This is a genomic window from Tepidibacillus infernus (genome assembly GCF_048898065.1).
Taxonomy (GTDB): Bacteria; Bacillota; Bacilli; order Tepidibacillales; family Tepidibacillaceae; genus Tepidibacillus_B; species Tepidibacillus_B infernus.
On the sequence record NZ_JBLWFI010000001.1, the window covers coordinates 1,227,706 to 1,253,542 of the forward strand.

The window sequence follows — 25,837 nt, forward strand, 5'->3', positions numbered from 1 at the left end:
AAAAGAAAAGCTTAGATAAAAAATAAAAAAAGAAACAATCCTTGTTAATTGGCCAACACCCTTTTCATTTCCATTAAAAAATTTTTTCTGGTATGCAGGAAAAATAGCTTTCAGTATAAACTGAATCAAAATTGCGGAAAAAGATGAGATAAAGACCAGAATAATAAGAAACTTGATGATTTGCACATCAATAAGCAAAGGTGGAGAAATTTTAACAATTATGGTGGATAACCAATATAGGATCATGATGTGCACGACTTGGTCCAAAATAAAATAGAGAAATGAACCTAAAGAACTCTTAATGGATAGTTTTGATTTAAATGAGTCGATCATAAAATGGAGAATCCCGTTTAATAAAATAAATCCCAATATGTAAGAATTAAATGGGAATAGAAGAATCAGCATGCAAATTGTTATAATTGATGAATGAAGTAAATTCCATCTCCAATATTTTAGTTTATTTTCTGCAATTTTACCTGTTTGAAATGTAAAATCACCTAGCAGGTGGCCTAATAGTAAGTAATAGAACACATCATTTACCCCTCTGTCTTATTTTAATATGCGAATGTATGCATACTTTAAAAAGTAGATGAAAACCCTCTTAATTTTTAAGAGGGTTTTCATGGATGATTATCAGTCCCAATTATAACGTGAAAAATGCTCAGCCAAAATTTGTTGTTTCTTAACATGAATCTCAATATTTTCCCCTGTTGCCTGATCGTAAAGAAATCCATCGTATTTGTCTATTCTAATGTGAACCTTTTTAAAGAAATTTGGTGTGTCTGGGGCAAATTCAACATATCCTACCCCATTCTCAGCATAAACCTTGACATCAAAAGTGGCCGGCAACTTCGCTGGATCGATAAAATCCTTTTTAAACTCAACATTGACAAAGCCAACTTGATATCTGCCACCATCTTCTGTTACCGTAATCGTATCCGTATAAATCACTGGATTCTCAGCTGCCACAACTGGTATGCTTGAAAGCAAGAGTACAAGTGCTGTGATAATGAACATCATTCTTTTCATTCGTCTCACCTCCTTTCGATCCTTATCGCTAAAAGAAAAGGCACCTATATGAACAAGCCATAGGCGCCAAGATGATTTGCTTATTAGACAAATCAATAAATAACTCAAGTCATGCTATTTAAAACGAACAAACGTTAAGCACAACTCTAGTATACTTTGTTTCGGCAACCTGGCAATCATAGAATGATTATTCCTTAGACCCATGGCTTTGCGTCCTTACCTTTCGATAAGTTTGCTATTATCGACATCTATTAAGTTTTTACAAAAAACGACAAAATCGTTTCAATTCTTATCAATACCGTATATAATAGATTTTGGAATGATTTACTAACTTTCTTTATGATAAATAAACCATAAACTTCACTTTTTGTCAATCAAAGAACCTAGTTTTTATCATTTTTTTACGCTAGGAGGGATTCTTATTCTTTGTTTTAATTGCGGTTATCACTTACCATCAAATTATCCAAAGGAATGTCCTTTATGTGGGATGAAATTGCCAATAAAATGTTCTTCCTGTGATTCACCTAACCCCATCATGGCCAAGTTTTGCTTTAATTGTGGACATAAAATATCCCAATCAGAGATCGAAAGCTCTGTGCAAAACTATGAGATTCTTACGGAAAACAGAAAAAATGTAGCTGTCATCTTTGCTGATGTATCTGGATTTACGGCATTGTCGGAAAAAATGGATCCAGAGGAAGTTCGGGAAATCATCAATGAAACTTTTGCTTATATCACCAAACCTGTATATGAATTGGAAGGAACCATCGACAAGTACATCGGTGACTGTGTGATGATTCTTTTCGGAGCAAAATATCCTCATAGCGATGACCCTTACAGAGCCGTCAGCTGTGGCATGAAGATGATCGACTTAATCCAAGATTTTTCAAAAGAAAGACTATCCAGTAAAGGTGTAACATTAAATCTTTCCATCGGAATTAATTACGGCCAGGTTGTGACTGGAAGTGTGGGAAACTATTTTGATAAAGACTTTACCGTTATGGGAGATGTGGTCAATACAGCGCAAAGACTTCAAACTCAAGCAGCTGCTGGCACGATCCTTGTATCAGAATCCGTCTATCAAGAAACAAATGATCAAATTGATTATTCTCCTGAAAAAGAGATCATTGCCAAAAACAAAGAAAAACCAGTAAAATGCTTCACCCCTCTTCATTTAAAAAGAGAAGCAGCTATTGATTCGCTGTTTTTAATCGAACGGGATGATGAAACGAACTTTCTGCATTCAATCTACAAACAACTGAATAGCACAGAGTATATTACCATTATCGGGGAGGCAGGAACTGGTAAAACAAGCCTGCTAAGAAGCTTTACGTCAGAACTAGACAATGAACTTAAAAAAAATTGGGTCGATATCAATGTTGGCTACAAAAACAAAATGTATTCGGTTCTGTCCAACATGATCTACCAAATGATGAACCTCCATCCTACTGAAAGTGAAAAGATAAAAGAAAACCGCCTAAAGTCGTATCTTAATTATCTCTTTCAAAACTCAAGCATTGGTGAGGAGGAGATTCAACGGAACTATCGTTTTTTAAGCTTGGTTATGGGTTTAAAAAGAGACCATGAATTTCAGAATATCTTGAATGCGATGAACTATGAAGATATCAAAAGAGAAATATTCAATCAGATTTCTCTATTTATCAGACAGGCCGCTTATAAAGAACCTTTTGTTATCATCATTGAGAATATCCACTGGGCAGACGCAAGATCAATGGAAATATTGACAAATCTGGTCAAAACACTGCCAGATGTGAAATCCCTTTTCATTTTTACTTCAAGATATGATATAGAAGAATTAAGTGATAGTGGCAAAGATAGCCATCCTATTCTGAATCTCAAACCGCTTAGTCCAACTGGAACAGAGAAACTAGCTTGCAAATTATTAAATTGTAGCCATCTTGATGAAGCATTGCTTCAAGCGATTATTCAATTTACAAAAGGATATCCACTCCATATCAAAGAATATTTGATGGCTCTTAAAAGAAGAAAAACATTCTCTATTCAAGACGGAACCGCATCGATCGATGTATCCGAACTTCAGACGATTCCTAACACCATTGAAAGCCTTATTTTAGCTAACTTATCTGATCTGGATGAACAGGCGAGAAACTTATTACAAATCGCTTCAGTTATCGGGAAAGAGTTTCATTTAACCTGGTTGACTCATTTAATGAATTCAACATCCACTGAAGATGTATTAGCGCTACCTGTGAAAATGAATATTATTTCACTGCAATCAGTCCATACCTCTTTAGGGATTGACAAAATCTATACATTCAATCAAGAAACGGTAAGAGAAGTCATATATCATAGTATGCTAAACAAAACAAAAATGGAATATCATAAAAAAATTGCTGAATGGCTTGAAATCAACTATGAAAAAGACCTTGAAAACTATTACGAACAATTAGCCACTCATTTTGAAAAAGCTGGTAGCCTAAGTAAAGCAAAAGAGTATTACTATAAAGCGGCTTTCAGATTAAAAAAGGAGTATCAATATACTAGTGCTTTAGACTTTTTTAAGAAATACCTTGAAATCAACGAGAAAACACAAAATAAAGAAACAGAGTCTAAAACGGTTCTTTCTCTCATCGAGATGGGAAATATTTATACTATCCTTGCCCAATATGACAAGGCATTAGATCATCTTAAAAAAGCGCTTGAGATCGCAAATGTATCAGATGATATCTATCAGATTCAAATCATGATTGCGAATCTCTATAAAGAAAAGAGCCAATACGAAGAGGCATTGGCAATCTTAGATGAAATTCAGCCGAAAATGCGACAAAACAGAAATACGTATGGGAAATTACTGCAATTAAAATGCAATATTTTAAGAATTTTAGGAAATCCTGAAGCATTATCTTTTGCTGAAAAATCGGAGGAAATCTTATTAAAAACAAGGGATTACGAAAATCTAGCAGAAACGATGAGTCAAGCTGGAATCATATACTTTATTAAAGGAGATATAGATAATTCTCTATTTTACTTAAATAAAGCTTATGATTATGCTGAAAAAATAAATAACCTTCGATTATTAGCTAGAATTTCAGGTAATTTAGGGATTATATACCATTCATCAGGAATAATATCTCAAGCCTTAAAAAATCTTAATAAATCAAAAGAAATATCTAAACAGATATCTAATATACAAAGTCATATAACCGCTCTTAACAATATAGGAATTTTATATATAGAAAAAGGCTTATTCGCTAAAGCAGAATTATTTTTGAAAGAAGCCATCACGAAAGCTCAAAATGGAGTATCTATCTATTTAATGGACATCGCATTATTGAACTTAGGTGAGTTGATGTATGAAAAAGGAAATATAGACCAAGCTTTTGACTACTACAAGCAATCGCTGGAGATAGCAAAAACACATGGTTTACCTGTTGAGGAAGGAATCAACTATATAGGGATGGCAAAGCTTTATTTCAAACAAAAAGCCTATCAAAAAATTCCTGAGCTCTTGGAAAAAGCTTATCAAATTTTTAATGAAACAAATGAGATCTCCTATCTTAGCGACTATTATCGCTATAAGAGTGTATACGAACTGAATCATCATCATCTTGATCTTGCTGTCGAACATTGTGACCAAGCGATTAACTTTGCCGTGAAAACAAAAAACGATTTGAAAAAATTAAAGGCTTTAAGGCTTAAGGGAATCCTTTTAGTGAAGAAAAAAATATACAATGAAGCGATGACACAATATAATGAATCCATCCATTTAGCTGAACAATTAGAATCAGATTATGAAGCAGCAAAGGGATATTACAGACGATTTGAAGCCCTTCTCTCTTCAGATCGCTATGATGATGCGATTAAAGATTTGCAAAAGGCAAAGGAATTGATCGAGAAAGTGGATGGTTCTAGATGGACGCCTATCGTTCAACAAGCTTATGAACAATATTGTAATCTAAACCATCAATAACAATTAAAACGAAAAAGGGGCTGTCAATAGATGATTTTATCTACTATTGACAGCCCCTTGATTTATTCCTGGAAAATCAGGGCTTATATGACTTTAAAGTTAAACCTTAAATTTTTTGATCATCTCATTTAATCTTTGTGCTAAATCCGCTTGTGAATTGGCCACTTTACTTACTTCTTCAATCGCAGTTGAAATCTCAATCGAATTGTTGGCAATGTCTTGGGAACTTGCTGCTGATTGTTCTACAGATGAGGCCACTGATTCAATCGCTGAATTGATTTGGTCAATCGATGTTGAGATTTGTTCTGATTTTGCTGTAAATTCCTCAAATAATTGACCGATTACATTAGCATCTTGTTGATATTGTTCGCCAGTCTCAAGCAGCATTTTGTAATCAGTAGCTACCTTATCATTTACAAATTGTAAAATATCCTTGGCATTCTCCGATAAATGATGAAAACCATCTTGTACTTGCTTGACCACTTGTTGAATTTCAGAAACGGTAGAGGTAGATTGCTCAGCCAATTTACGTACTTCATCAGCAACTACAGCAAAACCTTTGCCATGTTCCCCAGCTCTTGCTGCTTCAATTGCTGCATTTAAGGCTAATAAATTGGTTTGTCCTGCAATTTCTGCGATCACTTCAGCCATTCTGCCAATTTCTGAAACAACTTTTCCTGCTTCGATGGCTTTAAGGATCCGTTCTTGTTTTTCTTCATAAATTACAGACGCTTCTTTACTTGAATATTCTACATTTTCTTTTATTTGTTCGGCTCTCTTCTCAATTTCCTTTGCGATTACATTCCCTTCTCCTGCACTTGTGACGAATTGGTTAGTTGCCGTTGCTACTTCTTGTCCTGATGCGCTAATCTCCTCGGTAGAGGCGCTGGTTTCTTCCATTCCCGCTGCGATCTGTTGTGTTGCTGCATTAATGGTTTGACTTTGAGCGGATATTTCCTCCACTGTAGCAGAGAGCTGCTGGCTAGAATCGTCTAACTCCCTTATATTTGTACTAATTTCTTTTATCATCCCTTTTAAATTAGCAACCATCATATTAAGTACTTTTCCAAGCTCGCCAATTTCATCATTAGACTCAATTGTAACCTCATTAATAGAAAGATCATTATTTGCTATTTTTGTAATCTGATTAGCAACAATCAAAATTCGGTTTGATAGTCTATTGCTGAATATATAAACAATGATTCCAGCTAAGAGAATAAGAATCACCATAATCACAAGTTGAAAGGAGACATTCTTTATCATATTTTCCTTGTACACCTTTTCTTGTTGGCCAACTATTGTATCAATTTCATCGATATAGTTTCCTGTACTTACGATATAATTCCATGGTTCAAAGAGTTTTGAATAGACTCTTTTCTCCGTTAGCTTATTTGTTCCTACATCTGTAGGTTTTTCCCACATATATTCGGAAAATCCATTATTTTCACCGTCTTTAGCAGCTTTAATAATATTTTGGATTAAGTAAGTACCATTCGGATCTTTGATATTAAGTCTGTTGCTACCTTCCTGATCTGGAAGCATTGGATGTCCAACCAACATACCATCTGTTCGATCAATCCAAAAATAGCCGGAATCTCCATAGCGCAGTTCCTTTACTAGCTTAACACCTAGATTTTTCGCATCATCTTCACTCATCGTTCCATTTTGATATTGACTATACGCATAGTTTAATAGAGTGACTGCCGTTTCTACTTCACTTTTAATCATCGTGTCATAATCTCTTAAAAGATTTTCTTTAAAATGGTTTAGTGATTGATGATTTTGATTGATTGTAGATAAAATATTATATCCACCTAAAAGACCTAAAACAACCAGTACAATAATAACAAAAAACATGATTAGTTTATATTTTATTTTTCTCATTTCCCTGCTCCTTTTCGACAAAATCTATTATTTTTGAACTTAGTTTGACAAAATATCATAGTAAAGTTTACTAAATTTTGATAGATTTTTGAATAATATTCCCCAAAAATAAGACTAAAAATAGGTCAAAATAACTAGATTGCATTAACACGAAAAGGAGTTTAGGAAGTGGCTATTGTTTATTTTTGTTGCGATTGACTCATTTGCATTACTCTTTGTACATTTCTACTACGGTAAAGAATCGTGCTTCTTTTTAAATACTCTAGCGGAATACTCCAGACATGAACGAGTCGAGTAAATGGCCAAATGCCAAAGATGGCAAAGGCAAAGAGTGTATGCAATTTAAATAGTAAAGGTACATCAACCATTAGTGTTGGATCTGGTCTAAAGAGAAGCAATCCTCTTAACCAAGGTGCAAGGGTTTCTCGATAGTCAAATCCACCAACGAATAAATTAAATCCTAGGGTATTATAGACACCTATCGCAATCTCTATAAACAAGAGAACCGCAATTAGAATATCGCTAATATGACTTGTCATACGAACTCGTTTTACATTGACTCGACGGAATAATAGGATCATGATCCCAGCTAATGTGATGATTCCAGCAAAACCACCCCCAAAGATCGCTCCAGCATGATACATCTCTTCTGTCATCCCAAGTGCTTTGGTCCAAGCTTTAGGAACAAGCAATCCAACCAAATGACCACCAAAAACCATCAAAATCCCTACATGAAATAGAATACTTCCCCATTTTAAGGATTTCTTTTCCATAAATTCACTTGATTTCGCTGTCCAACCTAATTGATCCGTATTATAACGATAAATATGGCCAACAACAAAGATGGTTAATGTAAGATAAGGGAATATCACCCACCAAAATTGGTTCCAAACGTTCATCTTTGCACCTCCTCCTTACTCTACAAAGTGATTAGGAAAGATTTGATTTAAAATCATTAAACTTGCTTCTATCAAATTAGCATATGGACTATCTACCTCTAACAGCTCATCTCTTAGCTTTTCAATCGCTGGTTGAAAGGGTGGTAGTATTTTTGCAATGTCTTTCTGGTCAGCAATTGCAATAAATTCAAGGAAAAGTGGAAGGTAATCAGGCAATTCCTCCGTTTCCATGACAAGGCCTGCCTGTTCGTAAAATTGCTTTAATTCCACTAAAACAACTCCGCGTTCTCTTTCCTCTTTCATTTTTGAATATGACAAGTAGAGATTCGTCTTTTCATTAAAATCGAATGTTTGCACGTAAAGATTCCTTAATTCATCAGCATCCGTTTCTTTTAAATAGGCAAGAAAATGAGTAAACTTTTGATAAATCTCAGGGTTTAAATCGGAGACTTCCGCTATTTCGCTTTCGAAGTCGGCTTCAAACCATTCCTGATCAGGATATTGCAATAGAATAGAGATGAGATGAAGCAATTCCCTATTTCCCATTTTTACCACCTGTCATTAAGAAAAAGCTATGATTGTCTCCATAATAATCCCCAGTCATACAAGTATTACAATCCCCACCATTAAAGTCGAAGCCTGTTGTCCCCTGTTCAGAATAAAGATGCATAAATTCTTCTTTGTGAGCTGTTGGAATCACAAACCGCTCTTCATACTTGGCGATGGCTAGAAGACGATACATTTCTTCGATCATGGTTTCATTTAGACCCAATGCTTGTAAAATCGTTTCGTCATATCCTTTTCCGAGATTTTTGGCTCTCATGAATTGTCTCATTGCTGCCATTCGTTTTAAAACAGTGGTTATCACTTTTTCATCTCCAGCAGATAGCAAATTCGCTAGATATTGAACAGGAATGCGCATTTCATCAATTGCTGGGAAAATATCGACTGGATCTAACTGGGATCCTTTTCCTTCAATTCGGTTCATAATTGGACTTAAAGGTGGAACATACCATACCATTGGCAATGTACGATATTCTGGGTGTAGTGGTAGAGCAATCCCATATTCAATCGCCAACTTATAAATTGGTGACTTGCGTGCTGCCTCTAACCAATCCTCGGAAATGCCATCACGTTTTGCTTGAGCAATCACTTCTGGATCATTCGGATCAAGGAAAAGGCTTAAATGGGATTTATATAATTCCTTTTCATCTTCAACGGACGCAGCTTCTTCTACTCGATCAGCATCATAGAGTAGAACACCAATATAACGAATTCTTCCGGTACAGGTTTCACTACATACAGTAGGCAATCCAGATTCAATTCTTGGGAAACAGAAGGTGCATTTCTCTGCTTTTTGAGTTTGCCAGTTGAAATAGACTTTTTTATAAGGACAGCCTGTCATACAGAAACGCCAGCCGCGACATGCTTCTTGGTCAACTAAGACGATTCCATCCTCATCGCGTTTGTAGATTGCTCCTGACGGACAGGAAGCGACACAAGAAGGATTTAAACAATGTTCGCAAATTCTAGGTAGATGCATCATAAAGGCTTGCTCAAACTCAAAACGAACATCTTCTTCAATTCCTTTTAAGTTGGGGTCTCGCTTTCCTGTTTCATGCGCCCCTGCCAAATCATCTTCCCAGTTAGGCCCCCATTTTAATTCCATATATTCGCCTGTAATCTGAGACTTTGGCCGTGCAACAGGTTGAACTTCTTTTTGAGGACTATTCGTTAACTTCTCATAATCATAGGTCCAAGGCTCATAATATTCATCGATTGTCGGTAAATCGGGGTTATGGAAAATATTTGCAAGCTTACTTACACGATTTCCCGCTATTAATTCCAATTTTCCATTCTTTAAGACCCAGCCACCTTTATATTTCTCCTGATTTTCCCATTCCATTGGATAGCCGATCCCTGGTTTTGTCTCTACATTGTTAAACCAGATGTATTCTGCACCTGGACGATTGGTCCAGGTATTCTTACAGGTAATGCTACAGGTGTGGCATCCAATACATTTATCAAGATTCATGACCATGGCTACCTGTGCTTTAATCTTCAAGCCAATCCACCTCCTTGAGTTTACGAATCACTACTTTTAAGTCACGTTGGTTTCCTGTTGGTCCATAATAGTTAAATCCATAACTAAATTGAGCATATCCCCCAATTAAGTGGGTTGGTTTCAAATGAATACGTGTTGGACTGTTATGGGTACCGCCACGTAAATGAGTCACCTGAGAACTTGGTACATTGATGGTACGATCCTGTGCATGGTACATATAGGTTGTTCCTTTTGGTATACGATGGCTAACGACTGCTCGTGCTACGACAACACCATTGCGGTTATATACTTCAATCCAATCGTTATCCTTAATGCCAATCTCTTCTGCATCTTCGTTATTCATCCATACGGTTGGGCCGCCACGGAAAAGGGTTAACATCGTTAATGAATCATAATACATACTGTGGATGTTCCACTTTCCATGTGGTGTTAAGTAACGTAAGGTAATCGTTTTCCCTTCCGATTCAGGCATTTGCTCATGCTTAGCAAATGCTTTAGTTGGAAGAGTAGGTTTAAATACAGGCAAGCCTTCTCCATATTCCAACATAATCTCATGATCAACATAAAAGTGTTGACGCCCAGTTAAGGTTCTAAATGGAACAAGTCGTTCAATATTGGTCGTAAATGGTGAGTAACGACGCCCTTTATTCGTTCCACTAAAGACAGGTGTTGGAATCACTTCTCTTGGTTGAGCAGTAATACTATTAAAATCAAATTTTTCTTCGGTACGACCCTCTACTAAATCTTTTAGCTTAAGACCTGTTTTCTTTTCTTCAGACTCCCAAGCTTTTAATGCCATTTTCCCATTAGTAGCACTAGATAGGGTCATTACTGTTTCCGCTACTTGGCGAGCAGTTTCTAACTGAGGCATTCCTTCAGTGATCCCCTTCGTTTTTACTGTGTTGTTGATTCGTTTTAATTCTTCATATTGCTCTTTTGCTGACCAAGCAACCCCATGTGCTCCAATCGGATTTTTCTCGACCAAAGGACCTATTGCCGTATATTTATCATAAATCTTAGTATAATCCCGTTCAACAATGACGAACTTTGGCATGGTTTTACCTGGAATAGCTTCTACTTCACCTTTTTTCCAATCACGAACCTTTCCATAAGGCTGTGCAATTTCATCAGGTGAATCATGCAATAATGGTGCAGCGACAACATCCTTTTGCACACCGGGTAAATAGGTTTTTGCCATTTCTGAAAATACCTTTGCTAAGCCTTTGAAGGTATCCCAATCCGATTTAGACTCCCATGGAGGATTTATCGCAGGATTAAATGGATGGACAAATGGATGCATATCTGTACTGCTAATATCATGCTTTTCATACCAGGTTGCTACTGGTAAAACGATATCGGAATACATAGCTGTTCCAGACATTCTAAACTCTAGGTTCACTAGTAAATCTAGTTTACCTTCTGGTGCTTGTTCACGCCATTTGATTTCACTTGTGCGCAGTTCTTTGCTCTCTTCGCCAAGCAAACCATGAGAGGTACCTAAGAAGTTTTTCAAGAAATAATCGTGCCCTTTTCCAGAACTAGAAATTAAGTTTGCACGCCAGACAAATAAAGTACGAGGGAAGTTCAATGGATGATCTGGATCTTCAACAGCAAATTGCATCCGGCCTTCTTTTAACTCTTTTACGATATAGGAAACAGGTTCTTCTCCGGCTTTTTTTGCTTCTTCTACTAGTTTGATAGAATTACGATCAAACTGTGGGTAAGAAGGTAACCAGCCTAAACGGGCTGCTAAAGCATTATAGTCTGCTGCATGTTGGTATCTTGGTTTTTCTACATTTGCTGCAATTAATTCGTTCATCGGCAATTCTTCATAGCGCCACTGATCTGTTGCAAAGTAATAATAAGATGTGGCATTTTGTAATCTTGGTGGCATTTGCCAATCTCTTGCAAAAGCGACGGTTTGCCAACCTTCTGCTGGACGGACTTTTTCTTGTCCTACATAGTGAGCCCAACCACCACCATTTACTCCTTGGGATCCTGTTAAGAGGACAAGATTTAAAATGGTACGGTAAATTGTATCTGCATTGTACCAGTGATTAATTCCTGCTCCCATGATGATCATTGAACGACCATTTGTATCTACCGCATTCTGAGCAAATTCACGGGCAATTTGAATCACTTGCTCCCGTGGTACACTGGTATATTCTTCTTGCCATGCAGGTGTATATGGTTTTTTGTCATCATAATCTTTTGGATAATCGCCTGGTAAGCCACGATCTATTCCATAGTTGGCAAGCATGAGATCATAAACGGTCGTAACGAAAAGTTCTTTTCCGTCTTTTTCAACCCTTTTTACCGGAATAGAGCGATGAAGGATATCTCGATTCAGATCATCAAAGTAAGGAAGTTCAATAGAGACTATTTTGTCTTCGACTCCTAAAAGAGAAATACTTGGATCATAAGCATTCCCTTTCTCATCTTGCATCTGAAGATTCCAATTTCCTTTCCCTTCATGACGATGTCCAATACTTCCAATCGGAACGACGAATTGCTGTGTTTTTTCATCAAAGACTACTGTTTTCCATTCTGCATTTTCGTAAGTGTCAGCTAAGTCGTTTGCTAAGAGGAAACGGTCAGTAATAAAGCTGTCCCCTTTTTTCTTTAATGTAACTAGGTAAGGTAGGTCAGTATATTTCTTTGCATAGTCTATAAAATAGGGCGTTTGTTTTTCGATATAAAATTCTTTAAGAATAACATGGGTCATGGCCTGTGCTAATGCACCATCAGAACCAGGGTTGACAGCTAACCATGTATCAGCGAATTTCACTGATTCTGCATAATCCGGGCTAACGGAAACGACTTTCGTTCCTTTGTAGCGTACTTCAGTCATAAAATGGGCATCAGGTGTACGTGTTAAAGGTACATTTGAACCCCACATCATTAAATAACCTGCATTGTACCAATCACTACTTTCAGGTACGTCCGTTTGTTCACCCCAAATTTGTGGTGAAGCTGGAGGTAAATCTGCATACCAATCATAGAAGCTAAGCATGGGGGCTCCAACTAAGGATAAAAAACGAGAACCAGCGGCATAACTGATCATCGACATCGCTGGAATCGGTGTAAATCCAGCAATTCGATCAGGACCATATTTTTTAATCGTATAAAGAAGTTGTGCAGAGATGATTTGATAAGCTTCATTCCATGAAGTACGAACCATACCCCCTTTACCTCGAGCTGATTTGTAAGCTCGGACTTTGTCCGGGTCTTCTACAATTCGCTTCCATGCTTCTACAGCATCACCGTTTGCTTCTTTTAGAGCATCACGCCAAAATTGAAGTAGAATACCGCGAATATATGGGTATTTCACGCGTAGCGGGCTATAGGTATACCATGAAAAACTTGCTCCCCTAGGACATCCCCTTGGTTCAAATTCCGGCATATCTGGCCCTGTTGTCGGGTAATCAATCGCTTGATTTTCCCATGTGATAATTCCATCCTTAACAAATACCTTCCAACTGCAAGAACCAGTACAGTTTACCCCATGAGTTGTACGAACGACTTTATCGTGCTGCCAACGATTACGATAAAGTTTTTCCCATTCTCTATCTTGAGAAGTTAATTCGCTCCAACCATTGGCATATTGTTCTTTAGGTTGGAAAAATCTTAACTTTTTCCATAATGGTGAACGTTTCTTTCCCATGCGTATCTCCTCCCTTTAATGTATTGAATGTGTTTAATAATCCAGTATATTATTTTGATTTGATAATTTCATAAGGTATTGACGATGATTAATAGCAACATTCACAAGCGTATAAATGGCCAAAAGTAAAAAACCTAAACTATAATTTCCTGTCATCTCTTTAATCATTCCCATCAAAATCGGAGGAAAAAATCCCCCTATTCCACCAACCGCACCCACTATTCCTGTCACAGCGCCAGTATCATTAGGGAACAATTGAGCTACTAGTTTAAAAACAGCTCCATTACCAATACCGACAAATAAAGCGATGGTTAATGAGCCTATCGAAAACAAAATAAAATTCTTTGTGCAAAATGTAAGAAGGATTGAACTAAAAATAATCATGAGAAAAGCAATATGTAATACTTTGCCTGCATGATATCGGTCTGAGAAATACCCACCTAATGGTCTAGCTGCAGTGGCTAGAATGATAAAACCGGCAGCTCTTAATCCTGCATCAACTGTCGATAGATGAAATAAATCTTGCAGTAAAGAAGGTAGATAAACACCAAAAGCAACAAAGGAACCAAAGGTCACAAAATAAAAGTTAGATAAAGCCCATGTATCTTTGTATTTCATTACTGAAAAAGATTGAAGGATAAACTTCTTTTGTTGAAGCAATGGCATTTCCTTTGTATTGGTCCAAAAAAGAATCGCCGTAATCCCTGTAACCGTAGACATCAGCCAAAAAGTGATTGAAATCCCAAAGTGGTTAGCGACTGTAGGCAAGGTGAAATTAGAAACAGCAGTCCCTGCGTTCCCAATCCCCACAATTCCTAAAATTAGTCCTTGTTTTTCTTGTGAATAGAATTTAGAGACATAAGTAATCGCAATGGCAAACGATGTCCCTGCCATACCAATAAGAAATGCCCAAAAAAGCAACATGGTAAAGGACTGAGCAAGGCCAATTCCGACGGTTGGAATGATTAAAAACAAAAGAAGCAAAGTAAAAACCTTTCTTCCTCCATAAAGATCAGTAATCACACCAACCGGAATTCTCATCAGCGATCCGAGCAAGACAGGGATTGCAACAAGGATGCTCTTTTCTGTAACCGACAAACGGTAAACCCTTCCAATTTCATATGCCATCGGTGCCAGTGAAGCCCATAAAACAAATGTAACGATCATCGCAAAGACAGTAACGATCAATGTTGTTCTTGGAGTTTCATGATCAGAGAGGTCTTTTTTTACATTCATACTATTACCCCCCTCTTTTTCATTACATACCATTTTAACCCTCTTTTAAATCAGGGGAATCCCCTATTTTGTTTAGTGGACTCCCCTATTTACACGGGTAGGAATTTTCCTAAGTGCTTAGTTTTTACTTATACCTGGATAAACTGACTTTGCATATTTAGTTTTTAGGATGAAAGCAATAAAGATTGAAATCACGGCTAGCACGGTATAAACGATAAATCCTTTTGCATAACCAGCTTGACCATAGAAATCAACAAAGATTCCAAGAATAGGAGGTACAGCAAAGCCTCCAAATGCACCTAATCCGCCAACCCAACCACTTGCACCACCAGGTGCACTTGGTACATATTTAGGAACAAGTTTAAATACGGCAGCATTGGCGACGCCCATTCCTGCCCCCATAATGATTTCACCTAGTAAGGAGATACCAAAGCTTTTTGCAAAAGCAAGAACCACCGATCCGACTAAAACAATCATAAAACTAACCATGGCCGTTCTTTCGCCACCAAATTTGTCACTAATATGACCACCATAAACCCTAATAAAGGAAGCAAGAATTGAAAAACCTAAAGCCATTAATAGTCCCGCTTGGCGTACCTCAAGTCCATGATATTGAATCCAATAGGTAGGGAACCAAGTGGTTAAAGCTAGGAAACCACCAAAGGATGTAAAGTATAAAGCGACTAGTCCCCATGTTCCAGGAACTTTTGCAGAAATCTTTAATGCTTGTACAACAGTGCCAGATGGAAATAATTCTTGTCCAAGCTCTTTGGATACTTGCTTTGCTTCCTCTTTTTCTACTCCTTTTTTGATCAACTGGAAGTAATAAGCATCTTGAGCAAATGCAGTGTAAATCGATGTTCCGATCACTAAGAAAAGAAACCATGTTGCATATGAACCTGTTAAGCCAAGTCCAACTAAAGCAAAGGGAAGTAAGATCCCAAAAATCCCAGGAGCTGTATTTCCTAAACCACCATATGCTCCAAGTGCAAAACCTTGTTTATTCTGAGGAAACCAATAGGAGGTTTGTGGTACCCCGACAGAGAAGGTGGCAATTCCACTACCACTTAATAGACCAAAGAAAAAGATAAGTGGGTACATTTTAAGCGTTAGTTGGTCTGGATAGTAAAGATAAAGAATACTAGTAAGTCCAGCCATTCCAATAATTGATAAAGCAAATAGAGTTAGAAAAGGCTTTTTTCCTCCTACTTTATCTACCCATGCCCCAAAAGGGATTCTTAAAAGAGAACCTGTGAGGTTTGGTGCAGCCACTAAAAACCCTAACATCAGAGCAGGCATATTCATCACTTTATTAATATTAGTTGCCACAGGTCCATACAGAGAAACAGCAGCAAAACCAATAAAGAAGCCAAAAGTTGCCATCGTTAATCCTGTTTTTGGGTTTCCTTTTAGATTGTACTTTTTCATTAAACTCTCTTTGTTCATCTTTATATCCATTCCTTTCGCTTCGCTCAAGGCACAAAACGTAATGAAATAGTTGTGCTTTGGGCGAAATTTTTATTATTTTAAACTCATAGGAATACCAGTAAACTACAAATCACGTGGAGGTGAGTGGGTTGCTCCAATTATGGAGTGACCGCATTTTTATATGTGTAGATTGCCTTTCCAAGCACAAATAAGTGTGACTTCGAGCACGCAGACTTATCTTTGTATAAACACTACTCGTTTATTGCTGGGCAATCAGTCAATGCTGGCTATCCCTATACACCTCAGAAAGGAGTTTTTCCTATTACAAACGCCATCGCTTTTCAACTTTCACCAAAGGTTTGAAAGAGCTGTCAAAATGGCTTTGTCAAAATAACTGTAAGGATGTCTGTATGGAATCTACCGGGAAATACTGGATTCCCGTGTTTAATGTACTTGAAGATTCCTGCAATATCACTCTGGCACATCCTAAATACGTCAAGGCGATACGCGGCAAAAAGACGGACAAAAAGGATGCCAAATGGATTGCCGATTTATTTAAGCATGACCTTGTAGCTGGAAGCTTTATGCCTCCACTTGCGATCATCGATCGATGGCTTGTTTGCTATGCCTTTTTTTATAGAATACTACTTCAAGTAATCATTTCAGACTTCCTCTCCCAAATTTTCTTTTTTCTATTTAATTCCACTATCATTCTACTTTTTCAGTAATGAAAACGTAATCAGGGAACTCCCCTATCTTTGGCTAGTGAATTTCCCTATTAGAAAAGGTTTGTATATTCTAAAGCGCTCCATTGTCTGTGCATTTCTTTTGTATTAAAAATTTTAAAAAAACTGCTGACATCATTGTCAACAGCCTATTATTATTGAATTATAATTTAACTTTTTACAAATAACCTGAGATTGATCACAAAATTCACGAAGGTGAATATCCCTAACAATAGGAAGCCAAGCATATATTGTCCTGTGATGTCCTTAACGATTCCCATTAAAATTGGTGGAAAAAAACACCTATTCCACCAGCAGCACCAACGATTCCGGTAACTGCCCCTGTTACTTTTGGAAACAATTCTGGCACTAATTTAAACACAGCACCGTTGCCAAATTCGGCAAAAAAGGCTATCCCCAAAGCAACTAATGCCAATGGTTGGAATGATTAAAAATATCATTAACCATGTATAAAGTTTCTTTCCTCGATAACGGTCAGTCCATATTCCTAGGGGAATTCTCATCACAGAACCCAATAAAACAGGAATGGCAACAAGAATACTTTTTTGTGTCGTTGACAATTGATATAGTTTTTGGATCTGTGAAGCCATAGGGGAAAGTGAGGCCCATACAGCAAAAGCGATAATCATCGCAATCATCTACATGATTAATGCAGAATTGGCACCATTTATCGTTCCATTCTCTTTAGTTCTCAATACAAATACACCTCTTTTTTAAGGTTTATTTTTTGTCAGCCGAAAAGTACGGAGAAAGTTAATACTACGGTAACTAATATAGTTGCGTTTTAGATATTCCAACGGTAAACTCCATAGATGGACAAGTCGTGTAAAGGGCCATAAAGCAAAGAGTAGAAATGCTAACAGAATATGAATTTGAAAACTTAGAGGTACGTCCCTCATCAATGTTGGATCAGGTGAAAAGGTGAAAAGACTACGAAACCAAGGACCAACTGTACTTCTATAGTCAAATTCACCTACCAAAAAGTTTCGAATGACGGTCATATAAACCCCTTGAAATACGACCAATAACAAGACAAACTCAGTGAACCAATCCATTCTTTGCGTAAATAAGCGAATTCGAGAAACGGTTAAGCGACGAATGACTAAAATCACCAAACCAATCAAGGCCATCACTCCAACTACTCCACCTATCGCAACAGCACCTAAATGGTATAGCTCATCTGGAACCCTTAGTGTTTCATAGACTGATTTTGGAACTAAAATCCCAGCCACATGTCCAAAAAAGGCAAAGATAATCCCATAATGAAACAGAGGGCTTCCCCATTTTAACAAGCGTTTTTCCATAATCTCACTTGATCTGGCAGACCAACCAATCTGATCTCGGTTATATTTGTAGATGTGGCCTAAAATAAAAATGGTTATGGTGACATAGGGGTAAATCACCCACAAAAATTGATTAAGGATTGTCATAACACACCTCCAGTAAGTTCAGGTTGCATTAGAGATTGAATGTGATCTAAGCTGGCTCCAACCACAAATTGATAGGGGCTTTGCAGATTGGCCAACTCCTTATACAGCTTTTCAATATTCTCTTTTTGCGAATAGAGAATATTCGGCCAATATCGATAAGGAGCGATCGCCAAAAATTCGAGTATAACGGGTAAATAATCAGGCAACTCGCTACTTTCAAGGTAAAATCCAGCTTTCCGATATTCATCCTTTAATTGCAGAAGAGCAGGTCCTCTTTCCTTTTGATCTTTATGCTGAAAATATGTCAGATAAAGGGCTGTCTTCTCATTAAAATCAAAGGTTTGAACATAGCGTTCACAAAGATCTTCTAAGTGATGATGATCGAGATAATCTTTAAATTCCTTTAAAGATTCTTTTTCTTTCCCGTTATTTAAAAATTGAAGCATTTTATTTATGTCTTTGCTTCTTACCCATGACTCTTCAGGATATTGCAAGAAAAGTGAACATAGTTTAAATAAAAGTTGGGTGTTTTCCATTATTCCCTCACCTCTAGATGGAGTTGATGGTTATCCATTTCGTCACGATACTCAGTACTACATGTTTGACAGCCTTCCAAGAAGGAAATACCTGCTATACCTTGCTCTTCTTGTAAATCACCGGTATTTTCCCGATGAGCTGTTGGAATCACAAATCGATCACTATATTTGGCAATCGCTAGTAAACGATACATCTCTTGCATCTTTCGGTCTGTAAAATCAAAGGGTTGAAGCAAGCTTGAATCTGGTTGTTTACGAATATTTAATGCACGCATATATTGGCGCATGGCAACCATTTTCTTCAGGACATTGCGAATGATTTCAGTATCCCCAGCAGTTAAGAGATTGGCCAAGTACTCAATCGGAATTCGTAATTGCTCAATCGCTGGGAATAAGACACTTGCATCTTCTTCCCCTCCTTTTCCTTGAAAGGCATTCATAATTGGACTAAGTGGTGGTACATACCATACCATAGGTAAAGTTCTAAACTCAGGATGCAATGGTAAGGCAACACCATATTCCACAGCCAACTTATAGATGGGTGAGCGCTTTGCTGCTTCAAGCCAACCTTCTGGAATGCCATCATGTCGTGCTTGCTCAATCACGTTAGGATCATTGGGATCTAAGAACATGCTTAACTGGGCTTGATATAATTCTTTTTCATCCTTTGTGGAGGCGACTTCCTTGATTCGCTCAGAATCGTACAAAACAATCCCGATGTAGCGAAGGCGACCAACACAAGTCTCAGAACAAACGGTTGGTAAACCAGCTTCAATCCTTGGGTAACAGAAAGTACACTTTTCCGCTTTTTGTGTATTCCAATTATAATACGTTTTCTTGTAAGGGCAGCCTGTCATACAAAAACGCCAACTCCGGCATGCTTCTTGATCAACCAAGACAATACCGTCTTCTTCCCTTTTATAAATCGCACCTGATGGGCACGAGGCCAAACAAGAAGGATTGATACAATGTTCGCAAATTCTTGGAAGGTAGACCATAAAGGTTTGTTCGAATTCGAAGCGGATTTTCTCTTCAATTCCTTTGAAATTATAATCTCGTTTTCCTGTCACATGAACGCCTGCTAAGTCATCCTCCCAGTTTGGCCCCCATTTAAGCTCCAGATATTCTCCTGTTAACAAGGATTTAGGCCTTGCTACAGGTTGATGTTTTTGTAAAGGGCTTTTGGTTAATTCTTCATAATCATAGGTCCAAGGTTCATAGTAATCATCGATCGGTGTAAGATGAGGATTGTAAAAGATTTGCGATAACTTTGTACTTCTTCCACCTGCTTTTAATTCCAAACGATCATTAAGAAGGGTCCAACCTCCTTTATGTTTTTCTTGATTTTCCCATTCTTTTGGATAGCCGATCCCAGGTTTTGTTTCTACGTTGTTCCACCACATGTATTCGGCACCTTTACGATTCGTCCACACATTGTTACAAGTAACGCTACAGGTATGGCATCCTATACACTTATCCAAATTCATCACCATGCCAAATTGTGCCTTAATAGTCAAGCCAGTACACCTCCTCCAATTTGCGTATGATCACTTTATCATCACGTTGTGTTCCTACCGTTCCGTAATAATTAAAACCATAACTAAGCTGTGCATAGCCACCGATCATATGAGTGGGTTTTAAATGAAGGCTCGTTAAACTGTTATGTGATCCACTTCGTTCCCCTGTCGTCGGTGAGCCAGGAATATTAATCGTACGATCTTGAGCATGGTACATATATGCGGTACCTTTTGGCATCCGATGACTTACGACAGCACGCGCAGTAACCACTCCGTTGCGGTTATATAATTCGATCCAATCGTTATCTTGAATCCCTGCTTCTTCCGCATCCTTAGTACTGATCCAGACATGGGGTCCACCACGGAATAAAGTGAGCATAGGCAATGTATCATAAAAAGTCGTATGATAGGACCATTTATGGTGTGGTGTTAGATAACGCAAGGTGATTTCCTTATCATTCGTATTTGGCCTTCGATCATTTGGATAAAAAGGTTTCATTGACAGAGTTGGTTTATAAAGCGGTAAATTCTCGCCAAATTCCATGATCAATTCATGATCTAAGTAAAAATGTTGACGACCCGTTAATGTCCTCCATGGGACTAACCGTTCTACATTAACAGTAAAGGGAGAATATCTTCTTTCCCCACTCATATGCCCACTAAATATAGCTGATGAGATCACCTTTCTTGGTTGGGTAGAGATATCAAAAAATGAAAAATGCTCTTCAGCTCGTTCTTTAGCAATATCGTTTAATTCTACTCCCGTTTTCTTTTCAAGTGCTTCCCAAGATTTCATTGCCATTGAACCATTGGTAGTACTCGATAAGGCTAATATGGCCTCGGCAGCATCCCTCGCACTGTAAAGGGAAGGACATTCCGTAAATCCTTCTTTGTCCCTTGTGCCTAGTAGATTCTGGAGTTTGGTATATTCTTCTGCTCCCTTCCAGGCGATTCCATGCGCTCCAATCGATTCTTTTACAAGCGGACCAAGGCTAATCATCTTTTCATAAACTTGGGTATAATCGCGGTCTACAACGTGAATCCTAGGAAGATTTTTCCCTGGAATGGGATCATGTTCTCCATTCTTCCAATCAGGCACTTGACCAAATGGCTGAGCGATCTCATCAGGCGAATCATGAAGTAAGGGAGTTGTAACAATATCTTTATGTACCCCTGGTAAATAGGTTTTGGCAAGCTCAGAAAAAACTTGGGCAATTCCTTTAAAAATATCCCAATCCGGCCTTGCTTCAAAAGGAGGATCAATGGCTGGGTTAAAGGGATGAACAAAGGGATGCATATCTGTACTACTTAAGTCAAACTTCTCATACCAAGTCGCTGCTGGAAGAATGATATCTGAATAAAGCGGAGTTCCAGCCATGCGAAAATCTAAACTGATGATCAAATCCGCTTTCCCTTTGGGAGCCTCTTCCCTCCACTTGATCTCTGATGGTTTTAAGGTCTGGTTTTCTTCACCTAAAACCCCGTTATGGGTTCCAAGTAAGTGTTTAAGGAAGAATTCATGTCCTTTACCTGAACTTTGCAATAGATTTTCCCGCCATAGCAAAAACACCTTCGGGAAATTTTTAGGATCATCTGGATCTTCTATTGCAAAACGTAGCTTCCCTTGTTTTAATTGATCAGCCACATATTGAACGATTTGATCCTTTTCCTTAGCTCCTGATTGCTTTGCCTCTTCCACTAATTTCAGTGGATTTTGATCAAATTGAGGATAAGAAGGTAACCAACCAAGACGAGCCGCTAATACATTATAATCTGCTGTATGACGATAACGAGTTTGGGCAACCAATGGTGAAGTGAGTTCCTCCAACATTAATTCATCATATCGCCATTGGTCGGATACGAAATACCAATAAGAGGTTCCATTTTGCAATCTAGGTGGCCCACCCCAATCTCTTGCCATCGCAATTTGCTGAAACCCTTCAAAAGGACGAATCTTTTCTTGACCCACATAATGGGCCCATCCTCCACCATTTTTACCTTGGGAACCTGTAAGCATGACTAAATTTAAAATCGTCCGGTAGATCATATCTGAATGGTACCAGTGATTGATTCCTGCACCCATAATGATCATCGAGCGCCCCTTGGTATCGATTGCATTTTGGGCAAATTCACGGGCAATTTGAATCACTAGATTCCGATCTACACCTGTAATCGCTTCTTGCCATGCTGGTGTATAGGGTTCTGCATCGTTATAATCTTTTGGATAATCTCCCGGCAATCCACGATCCACACCTGAATTTGCTAACATGAGATCGAAGACAGTTGTCGTATAGATGATTTCCCCTTGATATTCTAATTTTTTTACAGGAACAGAACGATGAAGAATTTCCTTCTTTCCTTCATCAAAATAAGGGAAAACGACCATCACAACCTCATCTTGGTGACCTAGAAGTGTTAACGGTGGATCCACATTTGTAATTCCCTTTTCACTATCTTCCATTTTTAAATTCCAATTCACTTTACCATCCCAACGATGGCCGATTGAGCCATTGGGAACGACAAATTGGTTTGAGTTTTTATCAAATACAACCGTTTTCCATTCAGCTTTATCCAAAGGTAGTCCTAAGTCACTAGCAACAAGGAAGCGGTCAGCTACAAAATTTTCTCCACGTTTTTTCAGTTTGATTAAGAACGGAAGATCCGTAAACTTTTTCACATAATCGGTAAAATATTCTGTTTGTTTGTTTACATAGAATTCCTTCAAGATGACATGGGTCATGGCCATCCCTAATGCAGCATCAGTCCCAGGGTTAACTGCCAGCCAATGATCCGCAAACTTAATGTATTCTGCGTAATCAGGGCTAACGCCAACCACTTTCGTTCCCCGATAACGTGCTTCTACCATAAAATGAGCATCAGGAGTACGAGTCTGTGGGATATTAGAACCCCATATCAGAATGTACCCTGAGTTATACCAATCGCTACTTTCTGGCACATCGGTTTGCTCCCCCCAGATTTGCGGCGAAGAAGGTGGTAAGTCTGCATACCAGTCATAAAAACTAAGTATCGGGGCACCGACAAGATTAAGAAATCTAGCCCCTGCAGAATAGCTAACGATCGACATGGCAGGGATCGGTGAAAAACCGACAATGCGATCTGGGCCATATTCTTGAATCGTATGTATCATCGAGGATGCGACCATCTTGTTTACTTCATCCCAAGAAGCGCGAACAAATCCACCTTTACCGCGTGCCTCTTTATATGCTTTTGTTTTTTCTGGATCACTTAAAATACTTTTCCATGCTTCAATCGGATTTTGCCCATATTGCTTCATAGCTTCTCGCCAGAATTTTAGAAGTGTGCTTCGAACGTAAGGGTATTTCACACGTACAGGACTATAGGTGTACCATGAGAAGGTTGCCCCTCTTGGACATCCTCTTGGCTCGAATTCTGGCATATCTGGACCTGGTGAAGGATAATCAATCGCCTGATTTTCCCAAGTAATGATTCCATCCTTCACAAAAACTCGCCAACTGCATGAACCTGTACAGTTCACCCCATGGGTAGTGCGGATAAACTTATCATGTTGCCAACGACGACGATAAATTTTCTCATTATCCCGATCATAGGGTGTTACTTCACTCCATCCATCCTTCGATCGGATCTTTTCTTGTTGAAAAAACGTCCATTTCTTTAATAAAGGCGGTATCTTTTTCTTTGTCATGCTTCATTCTCCTTTGTTGGGAAAAAATACACATTTTGTGTTAGTATTTATTGACAGAAAGAAAAATATGTAGTTTTTTTCGCAAACTAGAAAAAAAAGACAAAAAAAAACACCCCTACACAAATTCGTAGGAGGTGTAAATTCCCATTGTATTCTTTTGTTATCTATTTAATCTTATATACTCGTTTTATTTTTTATACTCATCTTGCCATTCCTTGCTAGATTGTTCTTTACTGACGATCCAAAAAGTCTTGACAGGTTTGAATATTTTCAATATGTTTCTTTTTCATCTGAGTTAAAAATGAACGGGTTTCCTCATGTAATTCCATTTGAAATAAATCATCAATTTTACGAACAACCCAGGATTGTCCTTTGTTTAATAAAGATAATCGGTTGCTTAAACCTTCTTGAGCTTTCACCTTATCCGCAAAATCCCCTGTATTTTTACTAGGTACACCGCCTTCTCTTTTCACACTTTCAATCAAACCATTGGTTGACCAAGATTCATCGCTTTTAATCAGATCAAGTGGTAATTCCACATCAGGATATGCTTTTTGAAAAAAATCCAGTGTAACGACTCCAGCTTTTTCAGCTTCAAGCAATTGATTTAACAATTCGATTTTTTTATTTTCCAATCTGATCTCTCTCCTTTATGCGGTAATCCATCGTGCCCCATCTCCATTTATGACAAGGCGATGCACTGTAGGATATGTTTCCATCAGGAAATTCTAAAACTGAATATACTACATAATATATTTGTAAAAATTTTCTCCCACAAATATTTGACTCAAACTAATCATGATAAGGAGTTGTAAGTAGAATCACACTATTGTACAATAAATATGATAAATACAGTTGTAATAGCAATAACCAAAAAGGATTGATGGAAAGATGCCATCTATAAAAGAAATGTTACAACAAGTTGAATTATTAAAAGGTTTAGATGAGGAAGACTTAGATCGAATTGAAAAAATCACTGTTAGAAGTATGATTGGAGTTACAAGGGAAACGATTAGTCGTACCTTTGCCCAATTAAAAAAAGAAGATTTAATTGAAACCGATGATAAGAATCACCTTTACATCAATCCAAATGATCTAAAAGATAAAATCTAAAATTAAGGGACCAACCATATCATCCCTTTTTTCTGCCTTTTTTCATTTTTTCTTTAGCAAGACATCGGTCTAATCGTTTTACTGAACCGTTAGTGTTCCTTTCATTCCACCATGTTGATCCAGATCCCCACATACAACAGAACAGTAAAAGGTGTAACTACCAGCCTCTTTGACATCGACTATTTTTTCAACCGTTTTCCCTGGTGCCAATGATTCGTTAATCCCTAACTCATCAATCGCAAATCCATGCATTCTTTTTGCTTTGTTTTCAATGACAAATTTAACTTTACCTGGTTTAACATTGATCGTATCAGGAATAAACTTCCAATCCTCAGCCACAATGTGAACCGTTTGAATCTGATCATCTGAGGTTTGGGCTTGATTCGATGATTGTCCACAACCAGCTAGGATTCCAAGAAAAAGCAAACTGCTTACTAAGACAAGTATGATTTTTTTCATATCCTTCACCTTTTTCATTCTTAAATTTATCAATTAGAAAGTGTAACTTTCTTCCTTTAATCACTTAGAATTTGTATATTCCATAAGCAAAGATATAGGACGACTAGCAGCTTCAGCTGTGTAGCGTCACTTGTACACTTTGTGTGCTTTTAGGAGTGTAGAAATACACGGACAACGGAGCGCGTTGGAATATA

At 37.8% G+C, this 25,837-nt stretch carries 18 protein-coding genes, 1 pseudogene and 1 riboswitch; of the genes and pseudogenes, 3 read left to right on the forward strand and 16 right to left on the reverse strand.

Going from position 1 to position 25,837, the window contains the following annotated elements; translation table 11 throughout:
- Positions 1-531 (reverse strand): DUF3307 domain-containing protein (locus tag TEPIDINF_RS06305; RefSeq protein WP_421691554.1); only part of this gene is annotated, 531 nt, incomplete at its 3' end.
- A gap of 102 nt (positions 532-633) precedes the next feature.
- Positions 634-1,029, reverse strand: coding sequence for a hypothetical protein (locus TEPIDINF_RS06310; protein ID WP_421691555.1), 396 nt, complete (start codon positions 1,027-1,029; stop codon positions 634-636).
- 160 nt (positions 1,030-1,189) lie between these two features.
- Positions 1,190-1,276: riboswitch (cyclic di-GMP riboswitch) on the reverse strand.
- A 120-nt stretch (positions 1,277-1,396) separates the two neighbouring features.
- On the opposite strand from TEPIDINF_RS06310, the gene TEPIDINF_RS06315 reads away from it, so the two are divergent.
- Positions 1,397-4,981, forward strand: coding sequence for a tetratricopeptide repeat protein (locus tag TEPIDINF_RS06315; protein ID WP_421691556.1), 3,585 nt, complete (start codon positions 1,397-1,399; stop codon positions 4,979-4,981).
- 99 nt (positions 4,982-5,080) lie between these two features.
- Here the strand turns inward: TEPIDINF_RS06315 and TEPIDINF_RS06320 are convergent, their stop codons facing one another.
- From TEPIDINF_RS06320 to TEPIDINF_RS06350, 7 genes are all read right to left on the reverse strand, one after another.
- Positions 5,081-6,865 carry a methyl-accepting chemotaxis protein gene (locus TEPIDINF_RS06320; protein WP_421691557.1) on the reverse strand — a complete coding sequence of 595 codons (1,785 nt, stop codon included), beginning with the start codon at positions 6,863-6,865 and terminating at the stop codon, positions 5,081-5,083.
- Between the two features lie 179 nt (positions 6,866-7,044).
- Positions 7,045-7,764, reverse strand: coding sequence for a respiratory nitrate reductase subunit gamma (gene narI, locus TEPIDINF_RS06325; RefSeq protein WP_421691558.1), 720 nt, complete (start codon positions 7,762-7,764; stop codon positions 7,045-7,047).
- A 15-nt stretch (positions 7,765-7,779) separates the two neighbouring features.
- Entirely contained in the window at positions 7,780-8,310 is a 531-nt protein-coding gene (gene narJ, locus TEPIDINF_RS06330) for a nitrate reductase molybdenum cofactor assembly chaperone (RefSeq protein WP_421691559.1), read from the reverse strand.
- Entirely contained in the window at positions 8,300-9,829 is a 1,530-nt protein-coding gene (gene narH / locus TEPIDINF_RS06335; RefSeq protein WP_421691560.1) for a nitrate reductase subunit beta, read from the reverse strand. Before narH (TEPIDINF_RS06335) ends, narJ (TEPIDINF_RS06330) begins: the two co-directional genes overlap by 11 nt.
- Positions 9,819-13,493 (reverse strand): nitrate reductase subunit alpha, encoded by a 3,675-nt coding sequence (locus TEPIDINF_RS06340; RefSeq protein WP_421691561.1) that lies wholly within the window; start codon positions 13,491-13,493, stop codon positions 9,819-9,821. Before TEPIDINF_RS06340 ends, narH (TEPIDINF_RS06335) begins: the two co-directional genes overlap by 11 nt.
- A gap of 33 nt (positions 13,494-13,526) precedes the next feature.
- Positions 13,527-14,729 (reverse strand): MFS transporter, encoded by a 1,203-nt coding sequence (locus TEPIDINF_RS06345; protein ID WP_068724889.1) that lies wholly within the window; start codon positions 14,727-14,729, stop codon positions 13,527-13,529.
- Positions 14,730-14,846: 117 nt separating this feature from the next.
- Entirely contained in the window at positions 14,847-16,175 is a 1,329-nt protein-coding gene (locus tag TEPIDINF_RS06350) for an MFS transporter (RefSeq protein ID WP_068724892.1), read from the reverse strand.
- Between the two features lie 302 nt (positions 16,176-16,477).
- On the opposite strand from TEPIDINF_RS06350, the pseudogene TEPIDINF_RS15235 reads away from it, so the two are divergent.
- Positions 16,478-16,759, forward strand: a pseudogene (locus TEPIDINF_RS15235) (IS110 family transposase); the annotation flags it as partial.
- Between the two features lie 497 nt (positions 16,760-17,256).
- Here TEPIDINF_RS15235 and TEPIDINF_RS06360 read toward each other — a convergent pair.
- From TEPIDINF_RS06360 to TEPIDINF_RS06385, 6 genes are all read right to left on the reverse strand, one after another.
- Entirely contained in the window at positions 17,257-17,532 is a 276-nt protein-coding gene (locus TEPIDINF_RS06360; protein ID WP_069798454.1) for an MFS transporter, read from the reverse strand.
- Between the two features lie 84 nt (positions 17,533-17,616).
- On the reverse strand, positions 17,617-18,327 hold the full coding sequence (gene narI / locus TEPIDINF_RS06365) for a respiratory nitrate reductase subunit gamma (protein WP_421692148.1): 711 nt from the start codon (positions 18,325-18,327) through the stop codon (positions 17,617-17,619).
- Between the two features lie 2 nt (positions 18,328-18,329).
- A complete protein-coding gene (gene narJ, locus TEPIDINF_RS06370) occupies positions 18,330-18,869 on the reverse strand; it encodes a nitrate reductase molybdenum cofactor assembly chaperone (RefSeq protein ID WP_068724898.1) in 540 nt (179 codons plus the stop codon).
- Positions 18,869-20,386 (reverse strand): nitrate reductase subunit beta, encoded by a 1,518-nt coding sequence (gene narH, locus TEPIDINF_RS06375; RefSeq protein ID WP_421691562.1) that lies wholly within the window; start codon positions 20,384-20,386, stop codon positions 18,869-18,871. The genes narJ (TEPIDINF_RS06370) and narH (TEPIDINF_RS06375) overlap by 1 nt, the downstream gene beginning before the upstream one ends.
- Positions 20,376-24,071, reverse strand: coding sequence for a nitrate reductase subunit alpha (locus TEPIDINF_RS06380; RefSeq protein WP_421691563.1), 3,696 nt, complete (start codon positions 24,069-24,071; stop codon positions 20,376-20,378). Before TEPIDINF_RS06380 ends, narH (TEPIDINF_RS06375) begins: the two co-directional genes overlap by 11 nt.
- 230 nt (positions 24,072-24,301) lie before the next feature.
- Complete coding sequence (locus TEPIDINF_RS06385; protein WP_068724904.1) at positions 24,302-24,706, reverse strand: DUF6306 domain-containing protein; 405 nt, start codon at positions 24,704-24,706, stop codon at positions 24,302-24,304.
- Positions 24,707-24,962: 256 nt separating this feature from the next.
- Between TEPIDINF_RS06385 and TEPIDINF_RS06390 the strand changes: the two genes are divergently transcribed.
- Positions 24,963-25,184, forward strand: a complete 222-nt coding sequence (locus TEPIDINF_RS06390; protein WP_068724906.1) for a helix-turn-helix domain-containing protein — start codon at positions 24,963-24,965, stop codon at positions 25,182-25,184.
- A 78-nt stretch (positions 25,185-25,262) separates the two neighbouring features.
- On the opposite strand, the gene TEPIDINF_RS06395 is transcribed toward TEPIDINF_RS06390, so the two are convergent.
- On the reverse strand, positions 25,263-25,643 hold the full coding sequence (locus tag TEPIDINF_RS06395; RefSeq protein ID WP_069798446.1) for a cupredoxin domain-containing protein: 381 nt from the start codon (positions 25,641-25,643) through the stop codon (positions 25,263-25,265).
- Positions 25,644-25,837: the final 194 nt, after the last annotated feature.

Excerpts from the sequence above, each read along its gene's own strand:
- TEPIDINF_RS06310 (WP_421691555.1), bottom strand. The coding sequence starts at position 1,029 with ATGAAAAGAATGATGTTCATTATCACAGCACTTGTACTCTTGCTTTCA.
- TEPIDINF_RS06320 (WP_421691557.1), bottom strand. The coding sequence starts at position 6,865 with ATGAGAAAAATAAAATATAAACTAATCATGTTTTTTGTTATTATTGTA.
- narI (WP_421691558.1), bottom strand. The coding sequence starts at position 7,764 with ATGAACGTTTGGAACCAATTTTGGTGGGTGATATTCCCTTATCTTACA.
- narJ (WP_421691559.1), bottom strand. The coding sequence starts at position 8,310 with ATGGGAAATAGGGAATTGCTTCATCTCATCTCTATTCTATTGCAATAT.
- TEPIDINF_RS06340 (WP_421691561.1), bottom strand. The coding sequence starts at position 13,493 with ATGGGAAAGAAACGTTCACCATTATGGAAAAAGTTAAGATTTTTCCAA.
- TEPIDINF_RS06345 (WP_068724889.1), bottom strand. The coding sequence starts at position 14,729 with ATGAATGTAAAAAAAGACCTCTCTGATCATGAAACTCCAAGAACAACA.
- TEPIDINF_RS06350 (WP_068724892.1), bottom strand. The coding sequence starts at position 16,175 with ATGAACAAAGAGAGTTTAATGAAAAAGTACAATCTAAAAGGAAACCCA.
- TEPIDINF_RS06360 (WP_069798454.1), bottom strand. The coding sequence starts at position 17,532 with ATGATTATCGCTTTTGCTGTATGGGCCTCACTTTCCCCTATGGCTTCA.
- narJ (WP_068724898.1), bottom strand. The coding sequence starts at position 18,869 with ATGGAAAACACCCAACTTTTATTTAAACTATGTTCACTTTTCTTGCAA.
- TEPIDINF_RS06380 (WP_421691563.1), bottom strand. The coding sequence starts at position 24,071 with ATGACAAAGAAAAAGATACCGCCTTTATTAAAGAAATGGACGTTTTTT.
- TEPIDINF_RS06390 (WP_068724906.1), top strand. The coding sequence starts at position 24,963 with ATGCCATCTATAAAAGAAATGTTACAACAAGTTGAATTATTAAAAGGT.
- TEPIDINF_RS06395 (WP_069798446.1), bottom strand. The coding sequence starts at position 25,643 with ATGAAAAAAATCATACTTGTCTTAGTAAGCAGTTTGCTTTTTCTTGGA.